This window comes from Undibacterium sp. TJN25, from assembly GCF_049339885.1.
Classification (GTDB): Bacteria; Pseudomonadota; Gammaproteobacteria; order Burkholderiales; family Burkholderiaceae_D; genus Undibacterium.
The window spans coordinates 52,364-73,397 of record NZ_JBMPPM010000002.1; the positions used below are offsets into that span (position 1 = coordinate 52,364).

16 protein-coding genes are annotated in these 21,034 nt (G+C 60.1%); 13 read left to right on the forward strand and 3 right to left on the reverse strand.

The genetic code is table 11. From position 1 onward, the window contains the following. The first annotated feature begins 130 nt into the window (after nucleotides 1-130). Nucleotides 131-1,081, forward strand: a complete 951-nt coding sequence (locus tag ACO0LO_RS03835) for a hypothetical protein (protein WP_422962874.1) — start codon at nucleotides 131-133, stop codon at nucleotides 1,079-1,081. Nucleotides 1,082-1,441: 360 nt separating this feature from the next. On the opposite strand, the gene ACO0LO_RS03840 is transcribed toward ACO0LO_RS03835, so the two are convergent. Further along, entirely contained in the window at nucleotides 1,442-2,557 is a 1,116-nt protein-coding gene (locus ACO0LO_RS03840) for a catalase family protein (protein ID WP_422962875.1), read from the reverse strand. A 321-nt stretch (nucleotides 2,558-2,878) separates the two neighbouring features. On the opposite strand from ACO0LO_RS03840, the gene ACO0LO_RS03845 reads away from it, so the two are divergent. Further along, on the forward strand, nucleotides 2,879-3,049 hold the full coding sequence (locus tag ACO0LO_RS03845; protein ID WP_422962876.1) for a hypothetical protein: 171 nt from the start codon (nucleotides 2,879-2,881) through the stop codon (nucleotides 3,047-3,049). Between the two features lie 37 nt (nucleotides 3,050-3,086). On the opposite strand, the gene ACO0LO_RS03850 is transcribed toward ACO0LO_RS03845, so the two are convergent. Continuing rightward, nucleotides 3,087-3,989, reverse strand: a complete 903-nt coding sequence (locus tag ACO0LO_RS03850; protein WP_422962877.1) for a LysR substrate-binding domain-containing protein — start codon at nucleotides 3,987-3,989, stop codon at nucleotides 3,087-3,089. A gap of 160 nt (nucleotides 3,990-4,149) precedes the next feature. Between ACO0LO_RS03850 and leuC the strand changes: the two genes are divergently transcribed. The 9 genes from leuC to ACO0LO_RS03895 all read left to right on the forward strand — a co-directional run bounded on the left by leuC (nucleotide 4,150) and on the right by ACO0LO_RS03895 (nucleotide 17,322). Continuing rightward, the gene (gene leuC, locus ACO0LO_RS03855; protein WP_422962878.1) at nucleotides 4,150-5,637 is read left to right on the forward strand and encodes a 3-isopropylmalate dehydratase large subunit; all 1,488 of its coding nucleotides are present in this window, start codon (nucleotides 4,150-4,152) and stop codon (nucleotides 5,635-5,637) included. Continuing rightward, entirely contained in the window at nucleotides 5,630-6,298 is a 669-nt protein-coding gene (leuD, locus tag ACO0LO_RS03860) for a 3-isopropylmalate dehydratase small subunit (RefSeq protein WP_422962879.1), read from the forward strand. The genes leuC and leuD overlap by 8 nt, the downstream gene beginning before the upstream one ends. Before the next feature lie 142 nt (nucleotides 6,299-6,440). Beyond that, nucleotides 6,441-7,775: a 2-hydroxycarboxylate transporter family protein gene (locus ACO0LO_RS03865; protein WP_422962880.1), complete on the forward strand. Its 1,335-nt coding sequence runs from the start codon at nucleotides 6,441-6,443 to the stop codon at nucleotides 7,773-7,775. A gap of 120 nt (nucleotides 7,776-7,895) precedes the next feature. After that, nucleotides 7,896-8,663, forward strand: a complete 768-nt coding sequence (locus tag ACO0LO_RS03870; protein WP_422962881.1) for a sulfite exporter TauE/SafE family protein — start codon at nucleotides 7,896-7,898, stop codon at nucleotides 8,661-8,663. A gap of 164 nt (nucleotides 8,664-8,827) precedes the next feature. Continuing rightward, nucleotides 8,828-10,084, forward strand: a complete 1,257-nt coding sequence (locus ACO0LO_RS03875; protein WP_422962882.1) for a sensor histidine kinase — start codon at nucleotides 8,828-8,830, stop codon at nucleotides 10,082-10,084. Continuing rightward, nucleotides 10,077-10,847: a LytR/AlgR family response regulator transcription factor gene (locus ACO0LO_RS03880; protein ID WP_422962883.1), complete on the forward strand. Its 771-nt coding sequence runs from the start codon at nucleotides 10,077-10,079 to the stop codon at nucleotides 10,845-10,847. The genes ACO0LO_RS03875 and ACO0LO_RS03880 overlap by 8 nt, the downstream gene beginning before the upstream one ends. A 327-nt stretch (nucleotides 10,848-11,174) precedes the next feature. Beyond that, nucleotides 11,175-12,503, forward strand: a complete 1,329-nt coding sequence (locus ACO0LO_RS03885) for an amidohydrolase (protein WP_422962884.1) — start codon at nucleotides 11,175-11,177, stop codon at nucleotides 12,501-12,503. Between the two features lie 224 nt (nucleotides 12,504-12,727). Next, complete coding sequence (locus tag ACO0LO_RS03890; RefSeq protein ID WP_422962885.1) at nucleotides 12,728-16,243, forward strand: response regulator; 3,516 nt, start codon at nucleotides 12,728-12,730, stop codon at nucleotides 16,241-16,243. Then, complete coding sequence (locus ACO0LO_RS03895; RefSeq protein WP_422962886.1) at nucleotides 16,240-17,322, forward strand: serine hydrolase domain-containing protein; 1,083 nt, start codon at nucleotides 16,240-16,242, stop codon at nucleotides 17,320-17,322. Before ACO0LO_RS03890 ends, ACO0LO_RS03895 begins: the two co-directional genes overlap by 4 nt. Before the next feature lie 155 nt (nucleotides 17,323-17,477). Here ACO0LO_RS03895 and ACO0LO_RS03900 read toward each other — a convergent pair whose 3' ends face one another. Next, nucleotides 17,478-18,191 carry a class I SAM-dependent methyltransferase gene (locus ACO0LO_RS03900; RefSeq protein ID WP_422962887.1) on the reverse strand — a complete coding sequence of 238 codons (714 nt, stop codon included), beginning with the start codon at nucleotides 18,189-18,191 and terminating at the stop codon, nucleotides 17,478-17,480. Nucleotides 18,192-18,480: 289 nt separating this feature from the next. On the opposite strand from ACO0LO_RS03900, the gene ACO0LO_RS03905 reads away from it, so the two are divergent. Both ACO0LO_RS03905 and ACO0LO_RS03910 read left to right on the forward strand, forming a co-directional pair. Continuing rightward, entirely contained in the window at nucleotides 18,481-20,313 is a 1,833-nt protein-coding gene (locus tag ACO0LO_RS03905) for a M48 family metallopeptidase (protein ID WP_422962888.1), read from the forward strand. 179 nt (nucleotides 20,314-20,492) lie between these two features. Continuing rightward, nucleotides 20,493-20,957: a CHRD domain-containing protein gene (locus tag ACO0LO_RS03910; protein WP_422962889.1), complete on the forward strand. Its 465-nt coding sequence runs from the start codon at nucleotides 20,493-20,495 to the stop codon at nucleotides 20,955-20,957. Nucleotides 20,958-21,034 lie beyond the last annotated feature (77 nt).

Genomic DNA, 21,034 nt, shown 5'->3' on the forward strand with positions numbered 1-21,034 from the left:
TCCGTGCCAATAGGTGCGCCAAGTCTCATCCACGCTACACCTGTGCCATGCACCGTTATGGTGTGTGTTCTGGCGCACATACGCCGTATTTGAAAACCGCCAATCTATGGTTTTCAAAAAGGAGAGAATAATGACACCTATAGACCGTAACTTTTTGGATGCGTCGGCCGACACTACCACTTCCGGCGTATCCTGGGCTTCCATTTTTGCCGGTGCCGCTGCTGCTGCCGCGCTTTCCCTGATCTTGTTGATTCTGGGAGCCGGCTTGGGCTTTTCCTCGGTTTCACCGTGGGCCAATAGCGGCATCAGTGCCGCCACGCTGGGCACGTCGTCCATCCTCTGGCTGGCGTTTACCCAGATCGCCGCAGCCGGGGTCGGCGGCTACCTTGCCGGACGGCTACGTGTGAAATGGGCTACCGTACATACGGATGAAGTCTATTTTCGCGACACCGCACATGGCTTCCTGGCGTGGGCAGTTGCATCGCTGGTGACGGTGGCCCTGGTAGGTTCCGCCGCCGGTAGTGCGATATCGCATACGGCTTCTGCCGGTGCGACGGTTGCAGGCACTGCCGTTGGTGCTGTCGGTGCAGCCGGTGTTGCTGCCGGAAGCCAGGCACTGCCTTCAGCCTCCGGCACGGGTTCTTCGGATAGCGGCGGCATGGGTTATGCCGTGGATTCGCTGTTCCGTTCCAACCAGGCATCCGATGCTGCTGCACCGAATGATAATGCCAGCCGCATGGAAGCAATGCGCATCTTTGCCAATGGCATACGCGCCAAGAAACTGCCACAGGAAGACGTGCAGTATCTGGGCCAGGTCATCGCCAAACGCACTGGCCTGTCGCAAGCCGATGCTGAAAAACGTGTCAACGATGCATTCACCAACACCCAGACCGCCATCAACAACGCAGAGCAAAACGTGAAACAGGCTGCCGACAATGCCCGCAAAGTGGCCGCTTATTCTGCGCTGTGGATGTTTGTGGCCTTGCTGTGCGGCGCTTTTGTGGCCAGCCTGTCAGCAACCTTCGGCGGCAAGCAGCGTGACGGCGTAGTTCACACGCAGCGCGTTACCGTTCCAGCCTGAGCGTTTTAAGCTGTTGGATTTGTTGAGTAGTTTGTTCTTTATTTTTAATGTCAATGAGGGAGATTAATCATGCGTTCACTTTTATTATTGTTTCTTGGGGTGCCTATTCCCATCATTATCCTGATCGCCCTGTTCGTGCGCTAACAGCAGGCAGGTAAAGGAAGGTCACGCTGGATAGCCAGCGTGACCTTTTTTTTGCGCCATACTGGGCGTTGCGGCGCGGTGACTGGAGTAATTGACTGGGGCAGTGGCTTGATCCGGGTCACCAGATTGGCGGCATCTTCGGATCTGCTGCAACAGGTAAAAGAAAGGCCGCGCCATATGATGGCGCGGCCTTTTGTGTAGCGGTGATGCCGGTGTTTATCCGGGCAAATCGTCCAGGCTGGCAGGTTCTTTCACCACTGCGCCGTTGCGCTCTGCGCGGAAGCGGGAAGACATCTGGTAGGCGGCTTTGCGCACGCGCATGATGGAGCCGATAGGGCGGTGCGCTGCAATGCCGTGCCAGGGGCTGAAGGACATGCCGTCATCCACCGCTGCCGACAAGGCCTGGTTCCAGGCCGGTTGCGGCGGCGCGGTGATGCGGGCCACAGTGACATAGGGGCTGAGGTCTTCCGGCCAGGGCACCGAAGCGTCTTCCACCGGCATTTTCTCCAGGTCGGTACACAGTTGCGCGCGTACTTCCCATTCGGCGCTATTGCCGGCGAAGAAGTCGACGACCGCTGCACGCAGGCCATCCGGCTTGCCGTCCAGGTCTACCGGGGCCTTGGTCAGCTTTGTCAGTCCCGGAGAAACCGGCACGATGGATATCTTTGCCATATAGGGGCCAAACAGGATAGGCGCCTGGCTGAAGAAGGTTTCACCGAGGATATTGGTTTCCGGATGGCCGCCCAGCGCGATGATGGTGGGGCTCTGGCCGCCGGCGGCTTCGATGACCCTTTCGGTGCCGCGCAATACTGCCGACAGTGCTTTTTTGAGTCCGGGGGCTTTGTCGGTTGTTGGCGCCAGCAGTTTCAGGTTGCCCAGGAATTTTTTCGGCCCGGGCGTGCTGAAAGAAGGGGAACCGTTGACCAGCACAAAATCCTGCGTGGCATCGCCTTCGCTGCCTTCCAGCCGCGGGCCTTCCACTCCGACGACTTTCACCGCCATGCCGCGCGGCGTGGAGACATTGTCGTCCAGCATGTCGCCGGGGATCGTGGACAGCCGCATCACCACCGGCCAGCTGCCCGGCTTGCCGAAAATCCCCTGCGCATAGGCCGGCGCCAAGCCTGCGGCTACGGTCAGTTCGCCGCGCAGCAGGCCGTGGCTTTTGGCGTGCACGCTGCGGCTCGCATGGCCGGAATCCTTGTAGGTGATTTCAGAAATATGTTTCAGCGTATCGAGCATGCCGGCAAGGGTTTCTGCCTCGCCTTCTTCGGGTACTTCAAAGCCGGGCTGGTAGATGACGGGTGAAACGGGAGGGGTGGCGTGGGAATCCATGGCTGGCCTTTCAGGGATGTTGGGAGGATAACTCAACGAGTGTGCGGGAGGCGGATAGCGGCGTCGGTGTGTCAGCGTACCGCCGGTGAAGATCAGGTTGCTTCGATGCCTGCACTGATCGGTCGAAATTCTATTTGTAACGTAGCGCACTCCGGGATGTGTACCTGTAGCGGTGGATCGCTCCCGGGTTGCGCTGCGCTCCACCCAGGCTACATTCCCGCGAGCGTATCTATGTGAGCTGCCGCACGGTGTTTGCCAGGCGCGGGAGTATGGTGAATGTATGGCGCGAACATTGGTCGCCTTATTTCAAGGAGATATCGTATGAACCAAAAAACCAAAGACCCTTCCCAGGACCCGCATAAACCTGAACAGGCTTATCCCGACCATGCCCAGCAGGCCAAGGAACAAAGGGAAAAAGCCGAGGCGGATGAAGCCGCCAGCCGGCAGGAGAAGAACCGCATGCTGGATCACCAGGGCGGCCGCAAACAGTAAGCTGACTTAGGTGGTGCGCCGCACTGCACCACACCACTCAGGTCCAGTCAGGCTTTGCGGCAAACCAGTCGCTGAGGAAGTCGATAAAGGCGCTGACCTTGGCCGACAGGTTCATCCTTTCCGGATAGACCGCAAAGATGTCGGCATCCGGCAGCGTCCAGTCTTCCAGCACCAGCTTCAGGCGGCCTGCCTGCAGGTGCGCCTGCACATCCCATTCCGAGCGCGTCAGCACGCCGAAGCCGGCCAATGCCCATAGCAGCGCCGTTTCGCCGTCATTGGTGCTCAGCGTGCCGCGCACCTTCACGGTTTCGCGCTTGCTGCCGCGTGTCATGTGCCAGGTGCCGTACGCGGCGTCGCTCTCGCGCAGTACGATGCACTGGTGCGTCTGCAGCTCGTGCGGGGTGGCCGGCACGCCAGCTTTTTTCAGGTAGGAAGGGGCTGCGCACAGCATCCGCCGGTTGCCGGCGATCTTGCGGGCCACCATACGCGAGTCGGGCACGGTGCCGAACCAGATGCCGACGTCATAGGCCTGGTCCGCCAGGTTGATGGCGCGGTCTGTCAGCTCCAGTTGCACCTCTACCTGCGGATACTGCTGTGCAAAGGCGATGATCGCCGGTGCGATATGCCGCCTGCCGAAGCCGAAGGTCGCATTTACCCGCAACAGGCCCCTGGGCACTGCGCGGCTGCTGGAGATCGTTCGTTCCAGTTCCTGCAGGTCTGCCAGCAGGCGCGAACCGGTCGCCAGGTACATTTCCCCTTCATGCGTGACGCTGAGCCGGCGGGTGGTGCGGTTCAGCAGTCTGACGCCGAGCCGCTTTTCCAGCAGCGAGAGCCGTGAGCTGATGGCCGGCGGCGTCAGGTTCAGTTCCCTGGCCAGCGAGGCCAGGCTGCCTTGCTTGACCAGGCGCACAAAAAAATCCAGATCCGATATCGCGTCCATGGCTGCGCCTTATTGTGTTCTAGTGCTCGTTGTTGCTGCTATTAGTAAATTTTATTAACTAATAGATGAAATGAGATTGTATTATAAATATCCAGGCGAGGACTACACTTCGGGTCATCAGCGGTTTCACCCAACCGCCTTTAAAAATGATGGAGACGACGTGCCCCGCACCCTATATCAAAAACTGGTGGATACCCACACCGTCATGCGGCTGGATGCGCAGAACGTGCTGCTGTATGCCGACCTGCATATCATGAACGAATACACCAGCCCGCAGGCTTTCGCTGGGCTGAAGGAGCAGGGGCGCAGCGTTGCCGTGCCTGCCCAGCAGATGGCCGTGGTGGACCATATCATTCCCACGCATCCGGTCAGTTTCCGCATCATCCAGGAGCCGCAATCGGCGATACAGGCGACCAACCTGGCCAAAAACTGCGCCGAGCATGGCATCACGCTGTTCGACACCAATGACACGCTGCAAGGCATAGAGCACGTGATTGCCCCCGAGCACGGCATGATACGGCCCGGCATGGTCGTGCTGTGCGGCGACAGCCACACCACGACCTACGGCGCGCTGGGCGCGCTAGGTTTTGGCATCGGCACTTCGGAAGTCGAGCACGTGCTGGCAACGCAGACGCTGGTATACCGCGTGGCGCAGGATATGCGCATCACCGTCAACGGCCTGCTGCCGGCCGGCACCACGTCCAAAGACCTGATCATGGCCATCATCAGCCGCATCGGCGCCCAGGGCGCGCGCGGCTATGCGGTGGAGTTCTGCGGCACGGCGATTGAAGCACTGTCGGTGGAAGCCCGCATGACGCTGTGCAATATGGCCGTGGAAGCCGGTGCGCGCGGCGCGCTGATTGCGCCGGATGATAAAACCGTGGCCTATGTGCTGCAACGCGCTCCGGACATTGCCGGCGAAATGAAAGCGCTTGCGCTGGCGGACTGGGCAGCCTTGCACAGCGACCGCGCTGCATCTTTCGATGCGGAACATACATTTGATGCAGCTGCCGTGGCGCCTTACGTCACCTGGGGCACCAGTCCGGACCAGGCCGTACCCGTGACCGGTACCGTGCCCATGGCGGAAGCAGTCACTGATGTCAACGACCATGCCGCACTGGAGCAGGCGCTTCGCTATACCGGCCTGAAGAGCGGTTCTGCGATGGAAGGCGTTGCGGTGCAGCGCGTATTCATCGGTTCCTGCACCAATGCCCGCATAGAAGATCTGCGCCAGGTCGCTGCTATCGTCAGGGACCGCAAGGTGGCGCCGTCGGTGCGCGCCATGGTGGTGCCGGGTTCCGGCGCGGTGCGCCTGCAGGCGGAAGAAGAGGGTATTGCCGCCTTGCTGATGGCAAGCGGCTTCGAATGGCGCCGCCCCGGCTGCTCCATGTGCCTGGCGATGAACGACGATATGCTGGCACCAGGCGAGCGCTGCGCTTCCACGACCAACCGTAATTTTGAAGGCCGCCAGGGCCGCGGCGGCATCACCCACCTGATGAGCCCGGCAATGGCCGCTGCTGCCGCGCTGACAGGGTATATCACCGATGTCCGGCAGATCGACGCCACGCTGGCCACTTTAGCCACAGCAACCACGTCCGTAACATCGGCCAAATCAACTGAACGCACAGCAGGAGCCGCCCATGTCTGAATCCGCACTGATACAGGGCGTGGGCGCGCCGCTGCCGATTTCCAACCTGGATACCGACCAGATCATGCCCAAGCAATTCCTGCGCATCATCAACAAGGCCGGGCTGGACAAGGGACTGCTGTATGACCTGCGCTTTGATGAAAACGGGCAGGCGCGCGCAGACTTCGTGCTGAACCGCCCTGGTTATGCACGCACCAAAGTGCTGGTCGGCGGCCCCAACTTCGGCTGCGGCTCCAGCCGCGAACATGCGGTATGGGGGTTGCAGCAATACGGCATCCAGGTGGTAATTGCCTCCAGCTTCGGCGAAATCTTCTACAGCAATGCGATGAACAACCGCCTGCTGCTGGTCATACTGGAAGAGGCTGACGTGCAGCGCATTCTGGCAGACGTCTCCAGCCCGGAAACCAACCAGGTGACGGTGGACGTGGAAAGCATGACGGTGCGCAGCCACAGCGTGCAGGCTGCATTCACGATGAGCGGGCGGCACCGGCACATGTTCCTGGAAGGGCTGGACATCATAGGCGCGACCCTGGCGCATAAGGAAGAAATCCAGGCCTTCGCTGCGGAGCACTGGCTACAACGGCCATGGCTGCAAGGCGTGGCGCAAAAGACACGCGAAAAACTGGGAGCCCGGCTGGGTTCCCAGCCGGGTAATTCATAAAAACTGCAATTTAACAAGCTAGGCCGATAACAACAGCGGCGCGCTGCATGGACACTGAGTCCATGCACAAGGCGCAGCCGCCAAAACGGGCCGCATATCCATCCCGTATGGATTCAACGAAGGAGACAATATGGACGCAAGCATGACAGATCTATCCACAGCCCCGGCCCTGGCAACAGCGCCAGCACCATCCGGCACATGGCAGAAGATCATGGATTACAAGATCGGGCCGCTGCCCTTGCCGGTATTCGTGGTCATTGCCGCGATGACGATCATTGCCGCACTGTGCAAAAGGCTGCCGAACGACATGATAGGCGGCTTTGTCGTGCTGATGCTGTCCGGCTTCCTGCTGGGCGAACTAGGTAACCGGCTGCCGGTGTTCAAGCACATAGGCGGCGCAGCGATCTTCTGCATGTTCATCCCCTCGGCGCTGGTCGGCTACAAGCTGATGGATCCTGAAATGCTGAAGGCCATCACCACCACGATGAAAACGGCGAACCTGCAATACCTGTACATCGCCTGCCTGGTGGCCGGCAGCATCCTGGGCATGAACCACCGCATCCTGGTGCAGGGTTTCATGCGCATGTTCATCCCGCTGCTGGTGGGCACGGCGGCGGCGGTTGCGGCCGGCATCTCGGTCGGCCTGCTATTCGGCTACGACCCCATGCATACCTTCTTCTTTATTGTCATGCCGATACTTGGCGGCGGCATAGGCGAGGGCATCCTGCCGCTGTCGATAGGCTATGGCGAAATACTGGGCAAGCCGCAGGCGGAACTGGTTGCCATGCTGGTGCCGGCCGCGTTGCTGGGCAATGTCATTGCGATCCTGGCCAGCGGCATGCTGAAGCGCCTGGGCGAAACCCACAAGCACTATACCGGCGACGGCATCCTGATCAAGTCCGGTGAAGACCGCGAACTGCTGCGCGAGCAGGGTACGGCAGCCCCCATCGAGCTCGGCCTGCTGGGTGCGGGGTTGATCATAGGCTGTGCATTCTTCATCCTCGGCTCGCTGCTGGCGCCGGTGACCGGCATTCCCGGACCCATCCTGATGATTATCAGCGCAGCACTGCTCAAGGTCAGCAAGATCATTCCGGCCAGGATGGAGCTGGGCGCTTATCAGATGTACCGCTTCATGTCCGCCAACCTGACCTTTGCCATCCTGGTCGGCCTGGGCACGCTGTTCGGTTCATGGAATGAACTGGTCAAGGCTTTTACGCTCGGCTATTTTGTCATCTGCGCCACGACGGTGGGCGCGATGGTGGCAGCCGGTTTCTTCGTCGGCGGCTGGCTGAAGATGTATCCGGTGGAATCCGCCATCGTCACTGCCTGCCATAGCGGCCTGGGCGGCACCGGCGACGTTGCCATCCTCTCTGCCTCCAACCGCATGGGCCTGATGCCGTTTGCTCAGATTTCCACCCGCATAGGCGGCGCTGCGATGATCGTGTTTGCCACCATCCTGATGAAGATATTACACTGAGTTTGCTGTATCCTGTCCGGGTGGCCTATGGCCGACCCGCAGGCCACGGCCCGGTCCGGTTTTAGCCGGCCCGGGCTTTCCTGTTTTTATTGTTTTACGTAATTTTTTTGCAAACCCTCCATGCCCGACCAGCACCTGATACTGACCGTAGTCTTCAATCTCATCATGGGTGTGGGCCTGGGCGCCGTCGGCGGCCTGCTGGGCATAGGCGGCGGCCTGATCGCCATCCCCGTGCTGACATTTTTATACGGCATGGACCAGCACCTGGCGCAAGGCACGGCGCTGGTCATGATCACGCCGAATGTGCTGATCGGCTTCATCCGTTACCGCCAGCGCAACCAGATAGACATGGGCGCCACCGGCGGGCTGGCGGTGGCCACCATCATCACCTCATTCATCTCGGCGCGCTTTGCGTCGATGGTGGGAGCGCATAGCCTGCAGTTTGCCTTTGCCATCTTCCTCATCGTGCTGGCCGTGTATTTCCTGTGGCAACTGCGCGCCAGGGCCAGTACGGCGGCTCCCAAGGCAGCGGTCCCTAAAAAATTCATACCCGCAGTCGGCGTGCTCAGCGGCGCGATGTCCGGCCTGTTTACCGTAGGCGGCGGGCTGGTGGCGGTGCCGGCGCTGGTCAGCCTGTTCGGCGCCACGCAGATGCAGGCGCAGGCCATGGCACTGGCGCTGGTGATACCCGGCTCCATCGTCGCGCTGTTCACCTATGCGCACGCCGGCCACGTCAGCTGGATCACGGGCATACCGCTGGCCATCGGCGGCATTACCAGCGTGTCCTGGGGCGTGGCGCTGGCGCATAAGTTTTCGCCGCTGAAGGTGCGTGTGCTGTTCTGCTCGGTGCTGGTGGCTACTGCCGTAATGATGCTGCTGCAGAAATAAACCGTTCGTTCCAGCCGCCAGCCTGTTTTTTATCCGGTTTTACACCAGTTTTACACCGGTTTTCCCCTTGCCCGTCTGTCGTTTTGCGGTTTCGTCGGATATCATGCGCCGGGAGTGGGAAGGGCTGTTATTCTTGCTCCAACGCTACTATCCTGGAACAGATCATGTTGACGAGCTTTCTTTTTATTCTCCGCACCGTCTTTGCGTGGGCATTTGTGTACCTTGCCTTCCTGATTTTTTCGCTGACGGTGATGTTCCCGTACAACTCGCCGCCTGCCGAGTTCTTCCTGACAATGGCAGCGCTGCTGGCCTGTGTTGTCATCAGCGGCGGTTTTTCCCACTTGCGGCGGGTGCGCCTGATTGCCGATCAGGTCAATGCCAGTACGCTGGCCAACCGCCAGCGCCGCCAGATAGAGATACCCTGCGAGGCGGGCGAGGCCTTCGATATCGTGGATGCCGCGATACGCGAGCTGCCGGGGACCGAGCTGGTGGAAAGCGCGCGAGACAGCCTGCAGGTGCGCGCCAAGGTAAAGCGCATCGATCCCTATACCAACCAGCTGCTGGCGCGGCTGAGCTTCTTCAACTGGTTCGGCTCCCGCCGCAACCAGATCCTCGCCACCGTCACGCCCGGGCAGGATACCGGCAGCGTCAAACTGATCTGCGAACCGGAGCGTGCCGCCTGGAGCGACTGGTTCCTGGTGGATGACGGCACCAACCTGGAAAATGCCGAAGCCATCAGCCGCGCCATCACGCGCCGCGTGGCCGAGCGCCGCCGCAGCGAGCAGGCCAGCGTCAAGCAGACCGTCACTGAAAAGGAACTGACGGTCGCCAAGCTCAGCCTGCTGCATGCGCAGGTGGAACCGCACTTCCTGTACAACACCCTGGCCAGCGCGCAGGTGCTGACCCGCACCGATCCGCCACGTGCCGACGAAATGCTGGGCAACCTGATCACCTACCTGCGCCATTCGCTGCCGCGTACCGAGGATTCGCTGTCCACCATAGGCGAGGAGCTGGAGCGTGCCCGCGCCTACCTGGACATCCTGAAGATACGCATGGGCTCGCGCCTGCAGTTGCAAATCGACATTCCCGACACGCTGAAGTTTGTGCCTTTCCCGACGATGATGCTGCAGACGCTGGTGGAAAACGCCATCAAGCACGGCTTGGAACCCAAGACCGGCGGCGGCACGATATGGATACTGGCGCGCACTACCGATAGCGCGGTGGCGGTGACGGTGGCCGACGATGGCCGCGGCTTCAGCGCCGAAGGCGGCGGCACCGGCATCGGCCTGCGCAATGTGCGCGAGCGCTTGCGCCTGGCTTACGGCGCCGCGGCATCTTTTGCGATTGTCGCCAATTTCCCTAACGGCGTTGCCGCCACGATTACCGTGCCTGTATCGGGCGAAGGAGCCGAACATGCCTAAATGCGTTGTCGCCGAAGATGAGGCGCTATTGCGCGATTCGCTGCTGCAGCTACTGTCGGAAGTCTGGCCGCAACTGGATGTGGTGGCTGCCTGCGATGACGGCGGCGCGGCGCTGGAAGCGATTGCCGAGCACCAGCCCGACGTGGTTTTCCTGGATATCCGCATGCCCGGCCTGTCGGGCCTGGAGGTAGCCGCCGCCATGGCCGAAGCCAGCCCGCAATCGCAGATCGTATTCGTCACCGCCTATAACCAGTATGCAATAGACGCGTTTGAAAAAGGCGCTGTCGATTACCTGCTGAAGCCGATAGAAAAAGACCGCCTCGCCGCGACCGTGCAGCGCCTGCAAAAACGCGCCGCCGCCGGCACTACCGATGCCTCCGCACTGGCCGCGTTGCTTGCCCGGCTCAGTGTTGGCCTGCCAAAGACGCCTGTGCCTGAGCCACTGGTCTGGATCACCGCCAGCGCCGGCACCGAGACCCGGCTCATCATGGTGGACGATATCGCCTACTTCCAGTCGGACAACAAGTACACCATCGTCATGACCGCCCAGGGCGAAGCCATCCTGCGCAAGCCTATCCGCGAGCTGCTGGACGTGCTGGACCCCAACATCTTCAAACAGATCCATCGCGCGACCATCGTCAATGTGAAGGCGATTGCTTCCATTGCGCGCGATAATAGCGGGAAGGGGATCGTGAAGTTGAAGACCCGGCCCGAGACCCTGAGTGTCAGCCAGCCATTCATGGCCTTGTTTCGGAATATGTGAGGGGAGGGTAGCCGGCGAGCGACGGCGGGCTTTAGGTCTGCATAGGCTGGTTATCCTTTTTACGTGCCTGGATTTTGAAATTGCTGGCAGGGCTACCCCCAGGCCAGCAATCTCAAAACATAATTCATCAAGTCGCTACAAGCCAACATTCCATCGTTAAACAACACGCAGACTCTATCCCATCCCAACTTATGGCAAACTGAATCCCTCATTTGCCGAGCTATCCCTTGCCAAATGTCCATGCACCACATGCCGCATGGCGATCCCGCGGCAGCAAGCCCTGATTGAAAAAATAGAAAATAAATAGAAACCAACCTTGGAGAAGATATGCGTTTGAAATTATTGCAGTCCGCAGTGGTAACGGCATTGGCGCTGGGAGCGTCGGCGGGCGCGTATGCGATTGACGATACTGCCATGCAGAACATCACGGGCCGGGTGACGGCGATTGAGCCGCAGCTGATCAGCTGGCGGCGCGACATCCACCAGCATCCGGAATTGTCCGGCCAGGAGACGCGCACATCGGCGCTGGTGGCGGCGCATCTGAAAAAGCTGGGGTATGAGGTCAAGACCGGCGTTGGCGGCACGGGTGTGGTGGGTATACTCAAAGGCGGCAAGCCCGGCAAGGTCGTGGCGCTGCGGGCGGATATGGATGCCTTGCCGGTAAAGGAGATGGTGGATCTGCCGTTTGCTTCCAAGGCCAAAGGCACGCACATGGGCAAGCAGGTGGATGTGGCGCATGCCTGCGGACATGATGGGCACACTGCTATCCTGATGGCGGTGGCAGAAGTTCTGGCGGGCATGAAGGACCAGTTGCCGGGCACGGTAAAGCTGATTTTCCAGCCGGCGGAAGAGGGCTTGTCCGCCGAGCAGGCCGTGCCGGGTGCGCATATAGGCGCGGCGGCGATGATCGATGCGGGCGTCATGGACAACCCCAAGGTGGATGCCGTGTTCGGCCTGCATCTGTCTTCGGGCTTGCCGGCAGGTGTGATCGGCTACCGCAGCGGGCCGGTGATGGCGTCGGCTGATACCTATACGATCAAGGTTACGGGTAAACAAACGCATGGCGCGATCCCCTGGGGCGGCATCGACCCCATCGTGTCGTCCGCGCAGATCGTGCTGGGGCTGCAAACCATCATCAGCCGGCAGACCGACCTGACCAAGGAGCCGGCAGTTGTCACCGTGGGCACCATCCACGGCGGCAACCGCGAGAACATCGTGCCGGATTCGGTGGAGATGATGGGCACGGTGCGTACCTTCGATGACGGCATGCGCGACGACATCCTGCGCCGCATGAGCCTGACAGCGACATCGATTGCACAAAGCAGCGGCGCCAGGGCGGACATGGCCGTCAGCCCGGTGCATTATTCGACCACCGTCAATAACGACGCGCTGACGCAAAAAATGCTGCCCACGCTGGGCAAGGCGGCCAACGGCAGGGTGGTGATGGTGCCGAAGGTCAGCGCGTCGGAAGATTTTTCGGAATACCAGAAAAAAGCGCCTGGCCTGTTCTTCTTCGTAGGCTCGACTGCGCAGGGCATCGATCCTAAAACGGCGCCGGTCAACCACTCGCCGCTATACCAGGTGGATGAGTCTGCATTGCCGGTCGGTGCGCGGGCCTTGTCTGCGCTGGCGGTGGATTATCTGAGCTCAAATTAAGTCTACACTGGGTGCACCGCCGGGTGCATAAGCCGCAATAGCGCGGTAGCATGCAATATAAAACTCCTTTAAAACCCATTGCCCTGGCGGGCGGTGGGTTTTTGTTTTGGGCATTGGCTATTTTGCAAGCCCTGAATGATAGCGATGAATGATAGCAATATGTTCAGACCGGACATGGAAATTACTATAGACTTCAATGCTCTCCAAATGAAAAAAATTGCAAAATGGCCGGCTCTTCTACACTTGACCAGGCGGATTTTCGCCGCATCCTCGCCCGCAATGTCACGATCCCGCTAGCCACCGGCATAGGCAGTGCGCTGGTCTTCGTCGCGCTGATGATCTACCTGATCTCCACGCTGGACTGGGTAGACCATACGCATGAGGCCATCGCCCATGCGAATGATGTGTCCAAGCTGGTTACCGATGAGCAGACCAGCGTGCGCGGTTTCCTGATCACCGGCGATGAAAACTACCTCGCGCCTTTCATGCTGGCCAAATCGAAGATTGCGTCGGCGCTGCCCTCGCTGGCGGACTTCGTCAATGACAATCCCATCCAGGTAGACCGGGTCAAGCGCATCATCGCGCTGCATCGTGCATGGGAAGCTTATGCCGTCGGCACCATAGAGTTGCGCCGTCAAAGCGACAAGCTGCCTTATGCACGCGTAGGCGGCGGCAGGGCCGAATATGAAGAGATGCGCAAGGAGTTCGACGATTTCGTGCAGCATGAGCAGGGACTGCTCAAGGAGCGCAACGATTCCGCAAAAAGCGTGTCTTTCGGCGGTGCGGGCCTGTTCGTTATCTTCAGCCTGGTGCTGAGCGTTATCCTGGCCATATTCGGCCGGCGCGAGCTGGTCGGCTTGTCTACTACCTACAACAATGCGCTGGTGCACAGCACCGAGCAGGCCAAGATACTGGAGCAGCAAGCCTGGCAGCGCAGCGGCCAGAACGAACTGGTGGAAAAAACCATAGGCGAATCTTCGGTGCAGCAACTGGGCCGCAGCCTGCTGGATTTTCTTGCGTCCTATCTGGATGCCGCCGTGGGTGCGCTGTATGTCAGGGATGCATCCGGCACGCTGACCCGGGCAGCCACCTATGGATTCAGCAAGGAAAGCGAAGCAATGCCGCAGACCTTCCGCGATGCAGAGAGCCTGGTTGGCCAGGCGGCACTGTCGAAGCGCGTGATCCGGCTGGACAATGTCCCCGACAGCTATCTGACGGTGAATTCCGGGCTGGGCGCCACTCTGCCGAAGAGTATTGTGCTGGTTCCCATTGACCAGGAGCGCGATGGGTATGGCGTGGTGGAGTTGGGGTTCATGCATGCGCTGACGGCGCGCGATCTTGAATTTTTGACGCTGGTAGCACCGCGCATCGGCGCTACCGTCGCATCCGTGATGTCGCGCCTGCGCCTGCAGGACGCGCTGGCGGAAACGCAGCAACTGAACGAAGAACTGCAAACCCAGCAAGAAGAATTGCGCGCGGCGAATGAAGAACTGGAAGAACAATCGCGGGTACTGGAGCAGTCACAGGCCAACCTGGAGAACCAGCGGGCGGAGCTGCAGCAGACCAATCACGTGCTGGCGGAACAGGCGATGGCGCTGGACCAGAAGAATATCGCCCTCAATACTGCGCAGCATGAGCTGGAACAGCGCGCGCTGGACCTGCAGCGGGCCAGCAAGTACAAATCCGAATTCCTGGCCAATATGTCGCATGAGCTGCGTACGCCGCTCAACAGTTCGCTGATCCTGTCCAAGCTGCTGGCGGACAACCAGCCCGGCAATCTGAGCCCGGAGCAGGTCAAGTTTGCGCAGACCATTTACTCCTCCGGCAACGACCTGCTGAACCTGATCAACGACATCCTGGATATTTCCAAGGTGGAGGCAGGCAAGCTGGAGCTTGATCCCGAAGACATACCAGTGGCTTCGCTGGCGGAAAGCATACGCGCAACCTTTGCGCCGCTGGCTTCGCAAAAGGCGCTGACGTTCACCGTGGATATCCAGCCCGATGCGCCTGCGGCGATCTTCTCCGACCGCCAGCGCGTGGAGCAGATACTGAAAAACCTGTTGTCCAATGCCGTCAAATTTACCGAGGCAGGGCAGGTGAAGATGACGGTGACGTCGGGCGCACACGGCGCGATTGTGTTTGCCGTTGAAGATTCTGGTATCGGCATCGCAACCGAGCAGCAGAAAATCATCTTCGAAGCTTTCCAGCAGGCCGACGGCACCACCAGCCGCAAATACGGCGGCACCGGCCTGGGCTTGTCCATCTCCCGTGAACTGGCCAGCCTGCTGGGCGGCGCGATCACGGTGGAAAGCGCCATCGGCAAGGGCAGTACCTTTACGCTGACACTGCCACCGAAACTGCAACTGGATACTGCTACCCCTGCTGTGGCAATAGCAGGGGCGCCATTGGCTGCGCCGTCCTCTCCTGCGCGGGAGCAAGTGTTTATCGCCCAGGTTCGGCAGCCGGCTGCGGCTCCGGCTCCGGCAATCCTCAAAACACCTAGTGCCCAGATGCCTGCCTTCCCGGATGATAGGCATCAGCACGGTGCGGGCAACAAGCGCACCGTGCTGGTCATTGAAGACGAGCCGGATTTTGCCCGCATCCTGTACGATCTGGCGCATGAGATGCAGTACCAGTGCCTGGTGGCGATGACGGCGTCGGAAGGCCTGCAGATGGCGGCCGATTTCCTGCCGGATGCCATCCTGCTGGATATCAAGCTGCCGGATGCGTCCGGCATGAGTGTGCTGCAAAAACTGAAGACGACGGGCGCCATCCGCCATATCCCGGTGCATATCGTGTCCGCCACGGACCGCGTGCAGGTGGCCTTGCAGCAGGGCGCCGTAGGCTACGCCGTCAAACCGACGACGCGTGAACAGCTGAAGCAGGTGTTTGAGAAACTGGAATCCAAATTCAGCCAGACCACCAAGCGTGTGCTGCTGGTAGAAGACGACGACCGCCAGCGCGAAAGTGTGATGGAGCTGATCGGTAGCGATAACGTGGAGATCACTGCGGTGGGCTACGGCAATGAAGCGCTGGAGCTTCTGCGCACCAGCATTTTCGACTGCATGATCATCGACCTGAAGCTGCCGGACATCCAGGGGCAGGAGCTGTTGCAGCGCATGGCCAGCGAAGAGATTTTCTCCTTCCCGCCGGTGATCGTGTATACCGGCCGCCAACTGACGCGCTCCGAAGAGGCCGAGCTGCAAAAATACTCGCGCTCCATCATCATCAAGGGCGCGCGTTCGCCGGAACGCCTGCTGGACGAGGTGACGCTGTTCCTGCACAAGGTGGAATCGGAATTGCCGACAGACCGCCAGGCCATGCTGAAGAATGTGCGCAACCGCGACCAGATACTGGAAGGCCGCCGCATCCTGCTGGTGGATGACGACATCCGCAACATCTTCGCGCTGACCAGTGCGCTGGAGCAAAAGGGCGCCAAGGTGGAAATAGGCCGCGACGGTTTCGAGGCCATCCGCAAGCTGGATGAAGTCAGCGACATCGACATGGTGCTGATGGACGTGATGATGCCGGGCATGGACGGGCTGGAAGCCACGCGCAATATCCGCAAGGATGCGCGCTTCCAGAAACTGCCCATCATCGGCATTACTGCAAAAGCAATGAAAGACGACCAGGAGCAATGCCTGAACGCCGGCATGTCGGATTACCTGGCCAAACCTATCGACCTGGAACGCCTGTATTCGCTGCTGCGGGTATGGATGCCGAATATTGACCATCCATGACCATGAACTTCGCCCTTTCCTCCATGAACAAGCGCCGGCTAGGTATCGCCATCATTCTTGCGGCACATTGGGCCATTGCGCCGGCGGCTTCGATAGCTCCGACAGCTTTGGTAGCAACGGCGGCGACGGACCAGGCGCTCAGCACAACGCTGGCGCAATGGAACCGCGATGAACACCCGGACCTGAAGGCTGTCATCGTGCTGCGCCATGGGAACGTCATCGGCGAGCAGTATTACAACGGCGAATTGCCTACTACCTTGCATGACATCCGTTCCGCCGGCAAGAGCATTACCTCGCTGTTGATCGGCGCTGCGCTGGACCAGGGCAAAATCCGCAGCGTGTCGGACAGTGTGCAGCAATACTGGCCCGAAACGCGCGGCACGGCAATCGGCGATGTACGCCTGCAGGATGTGCTGACCATGCGCTCCGGCCTGGCAGCTTTTGATGAAGACCCAGACTCTCCCGGCAATGAAGACAAAATGGATGAAGCCGCCGATCCCTTCGCCTTTGCCTTTGCCGTTCCACGTGCGGACCCGCCCGGCACGCGCTACCGCTATAACTCGCTGACAGCCTATATTGCCGGCATCATTGTGGAAAAAGCCGCGCATCAGACCATGGCCGATTTCGCCGGCTCCGCGCTGTTTGCACCGCTGGGCATCACGGAATGGCAATGGGCCGGCGACGCCAAGGGCCACACCAAGGGGCAGGGCAACCTGTCGCTGACGGCACGGGACCTGGCGAAAATAGGGCACATGGTGCTGGACAAGGGCCGCTACCAGGGCCGCCAGGTGCTGAGCGCATCTTGGATAGAAGAAAGCCTGAAGCCGCGCTTCCCCATCTCGGCCACCGACCCCTATGCCGACAGCTACGGCTATTTCTGGTACTACAAGGTGCAGGATGTCAAAGGCGTCAAAGTGCCGGTTTCCTTCGCATCTGGCAACGGCGGCAACAAGATCTACGTGGTGCCCAGCCTCGATCTGGTGGTTGCCATCACGTCCAGCGCCTACGGCAAGGGATACGGCCAGCGCCGTTCAGAGGCTATCCTGAAGGCGATATTGCCCTTGTACGCCGAGCCTTAGCGGGGGCTTCATGCGAGGGAGGTAGGGTGCAATAAGCGCAGCGCATTGCACCGCAAGCGCCTTCATATCGGCCTTCAAGTCAGCCTTTACATCAGTGCGGCGTCAATTAAAAAATTGGCTTTAAAAAATCGGCTCACACGCGTCAAACCCCTGGGTCATTCCCTCCGATACGCAATCCACGCTCCCCAAAACAGGCTGGAAAAGAAGGGCAAAGGCGTATCAAAGCCAGCCTCTGCCAGCAGTACGGCCACTGCCTGTTCTGAATGCGGCGGGTCTGCGCCTTGTAGGATCTTGCCGAGTTTGGCCTTTACCTCGTCCGGGCTTGCTCCTTGTTGGCGCCAGCGCTCCCCCCATGCCGCCAACAGTAGCGGCTGGCTTGCATACGCATACCGGTTGCACGCCAGGATCAGCGGCGCCCCCGGCTTCAGGCGGCGGGCCATTTCATGCAGGATGGCGCGCTTGGCGTCGTCGCCGGGCAAGTGGTGCAGTACACCTATCAGCGTCGCGGCATCAAAACGTGCCTGTTGCGGCAAATCTGCGACTGTGCCGGCGATGGCCTCCACCTTGGGTGTCATGCCGGCTTCGGCGACTTTGCCCATGGCGATTTCCAGCATGACGGGCGATGGGTCCACGGCGGTGAAGCGCCAGCCGGGCTCCAGCCTGCCGGCCAGCGTGATTTCCCGGGCCGGGCCGCCGGCGCCCGCCACCAGTATGCGCGCCGCGCCGCCGCTGCCGAGCGAGGCTGCCAGCATACAGGCTGCCAGTTCATGGCAGGCATCGTAGCCGGCCAGCGCGATGCGGCTTTGCTCTTCATACTCTGCGGCGCGGGCGGTAAATTTGGCGGCGCTATAGGTGGCTGCTGTGCTCATGGCTGGTCCTGGTGGAAAACGGGATTACAGATTAGCAGCGGCCTTCAGCGTCAACAAGACGGTGGCTTATCCTGGAATAGCAGCTACCAGCTTAAGCATCAGCGGTGCCAGCGTCGTTGCACCCGGATGGGAAAACCACAACCATGGCAAAAAAACATGGGCTTGCCTGAAAATAATATTAAAATAAAGATAACACATTGCGATCCAGGTCCGAGGGTCGCCGGCTCCCGCACCACAGGCGTATCTGCAAGGGGCTGACGATCAACCGCCTGCTTTTTGATATGCGCCCATGAAGCCAAGTACGGAATTTCTCAAAGGCCTGTTCAAGGCTTTTCTATATTCGCTGTTGTCGCTTTTCCTGGTGCCGGCAATCACGCTGGCCTTTGTAGAGTACGCGCAGCCGCATGATGACGAAGCCTTTGAGCAATGGGTCGCCAAGGATATCGGCGCCGATGCGCGCATGTCGGCGCAGGAAAAGGAGGACCGCATAACGTTCTTCCGCAGCCATCCGCCGTCTACGATGTGCAGCAATACCGACCCGGCACTGATCAGGTACCAGGAAGGCGTATGCGCGCTCTATTCCGAGAACTGGCAGTTTCATGTGGCGAAAAAGGCGGCGGTATGGACGATCGCGGGTGGCGGCGTCATCCTGTTGGCGGTGCTGGTGCTCAGCGTACTGGCCTTTGCCGACCGCAGTGCGCAATACCGCAGTTTTATCGCCGGCTGGCAGCTGCTGCGGTTTTCCAGCGCACTTGGAGTCCTGCTGCAGGGAGGCATGCTGGTATGGCTGTCTTTCTGGTTGACGGCCTATTTCCTGGAGCGTTACTCGGTCAAGCTGATCCTTGTCATCGGCCTGGCGGTGGGCGCCGGCGTGCTGCTGACCATGGTCAGCATCTTCAAGAAAGCCGGCCACGATAGTGAAGTGGATGGTGAGCTGGTTGATGAAGCCAGCGCGCCTGCGCTATGGGCCAGGGCGCGCGAGCTGGCGACCAGGCTGAAAACGGATGCGCCGCGCCAGATCATCGCCGGCATCGACACCAATTTCTTTGTCACCGAAGCACCGTTGACCGTCAATGGCAAGACGCTGACGGGTCGCTCGCTGTTCGTCAGCATTCCGCTGCTGCGCGTGCTGGACCAGTATGAAGCCGATGCGGTGCTGACGCATGAGCTTGCGCATCTGCGTGGCGGCGATACTGCCAGCAGCGCCGCGCTGGGTCCCAAGCTGGTGCAGTACGACCAGTATTGTCGGGCCATGGCGAGCGGCGGCCTGACCATTGTCGTGTACCAACTGATGAACCTGTACCGCGTGATCTTTGAGATTGCGCTGAAGAGCGACAGCCGAGAGCGCGAGTTCCTCGCAGACCGCATTGCCGCCAAGATCATTTCGGGCAAGGCCATCGTGCAGTCGCTGATCAAGATCGCTGCGTATGCGCGCTACCGTTCGCAGATAGAGCGCGGCCTGTTCGAGCAAAACCAGAAGCACGGCGGCAGCCTGGGCATTGCCGGCTATGTCGCTTCGGGCCTGGCGCCGTACGCTACGTCGCCGGAATTTGTCGATGAAATGAAAAGCGCGCGCGTGCCGCATCCCTTCGATTCCCACCCCATGCTGGAAGACCGCATGCGCAATGTGGAGCACACGGTGCCGGAACAGGAATACGGCAGCATCGTCACAAGCACACCGCTGACAAGCTGGGCCGATGCGATTTCCACCGCGCCCGACATTGAGCACCGCTTATGGACCGCATACGAAGAGCAGTTTGCCGCCGCGCATGAACACAGCCAGGCCTACCGCTATGAACCGGCGAATGAAGAAGAGCAGGCCATCGTGCTCAAATATTTCCCCACCATCGCCTTCGACCTGAAAAACGAACAGCAGATCATCATCAGCTACGCCGGCATCACCGCGCCGGGGCAAGATGAAATTCCCTGGGACAGCGTGCACAAGACCAAATATGAGGATGGCATAGGCGGCGACGTGCTGACCATAGAGCATCCGGAAAAAGGCTTCTTCGGCGCCAAGACCACCAAGATCAAGCTGCCAGGCCTGGGCAAGCAGAAGGACAATTTCAAGGCGGCTTTCGGCCACTACTGGCAGCGGCACCAGGTGATGCGGCGCGGATAGGGCGGCTTGCCGGGGCGGGCCTGCATCTCGGGGGGGGCTGTGCCCCGGCAGTATTGTTGGACGGCGGAAGCAGGCATTGCCCCACGGCACGTAGAACTTTTTTCATTAAAACCGGTATACACTGGGCGCAGGCTGTGTCTTCCTGATATCGGCCGTTCGCAAAAATAAAAGGAGATAAGATGAATATGCAATCCAGCAAGCTTACCCGTCTTGCAGGCCGCCTGTTGATGGCGGGTCTGACTGTTGCCCTGGTGTCCTGTGCCAACGGCGGTTTCATGGGCAAAGGCTCTTCGACGACAAACATGAACGTTGCGCTGAACGGCGCTTCGGAAGTGCCGGCCAATACCAGTACCGCGACCGGCAATGCCAAGCTGGTGCTGGATACTGCCACCAAGGCGTTGACGGTCAACGTGACCACGACCGGCATCACCGGTACTGCCGCGCATATCCACCAGGGCGCGGCCGGGACTAACGGCGGCGTCATCATTCCCCTGGCCGAGTCTCCCGCCGGCAGCGGAACCTGGACTGCGAGCGTGACCTTGACCGATGCGCAGCTTGCCACGCTGATGGCCGGCGGCTACTACATCAATGTGCATAGCGCGGCCAAGCCCGGAGGTGAAATCCGCGGCCAGATCGTCAAGTAGAGAGTAGAAGCACGCAGGAAAACGCGGGAAAACCTTGGATGCAAGGTGCAATAGCCCCGGCTATTGCACCGCATTGC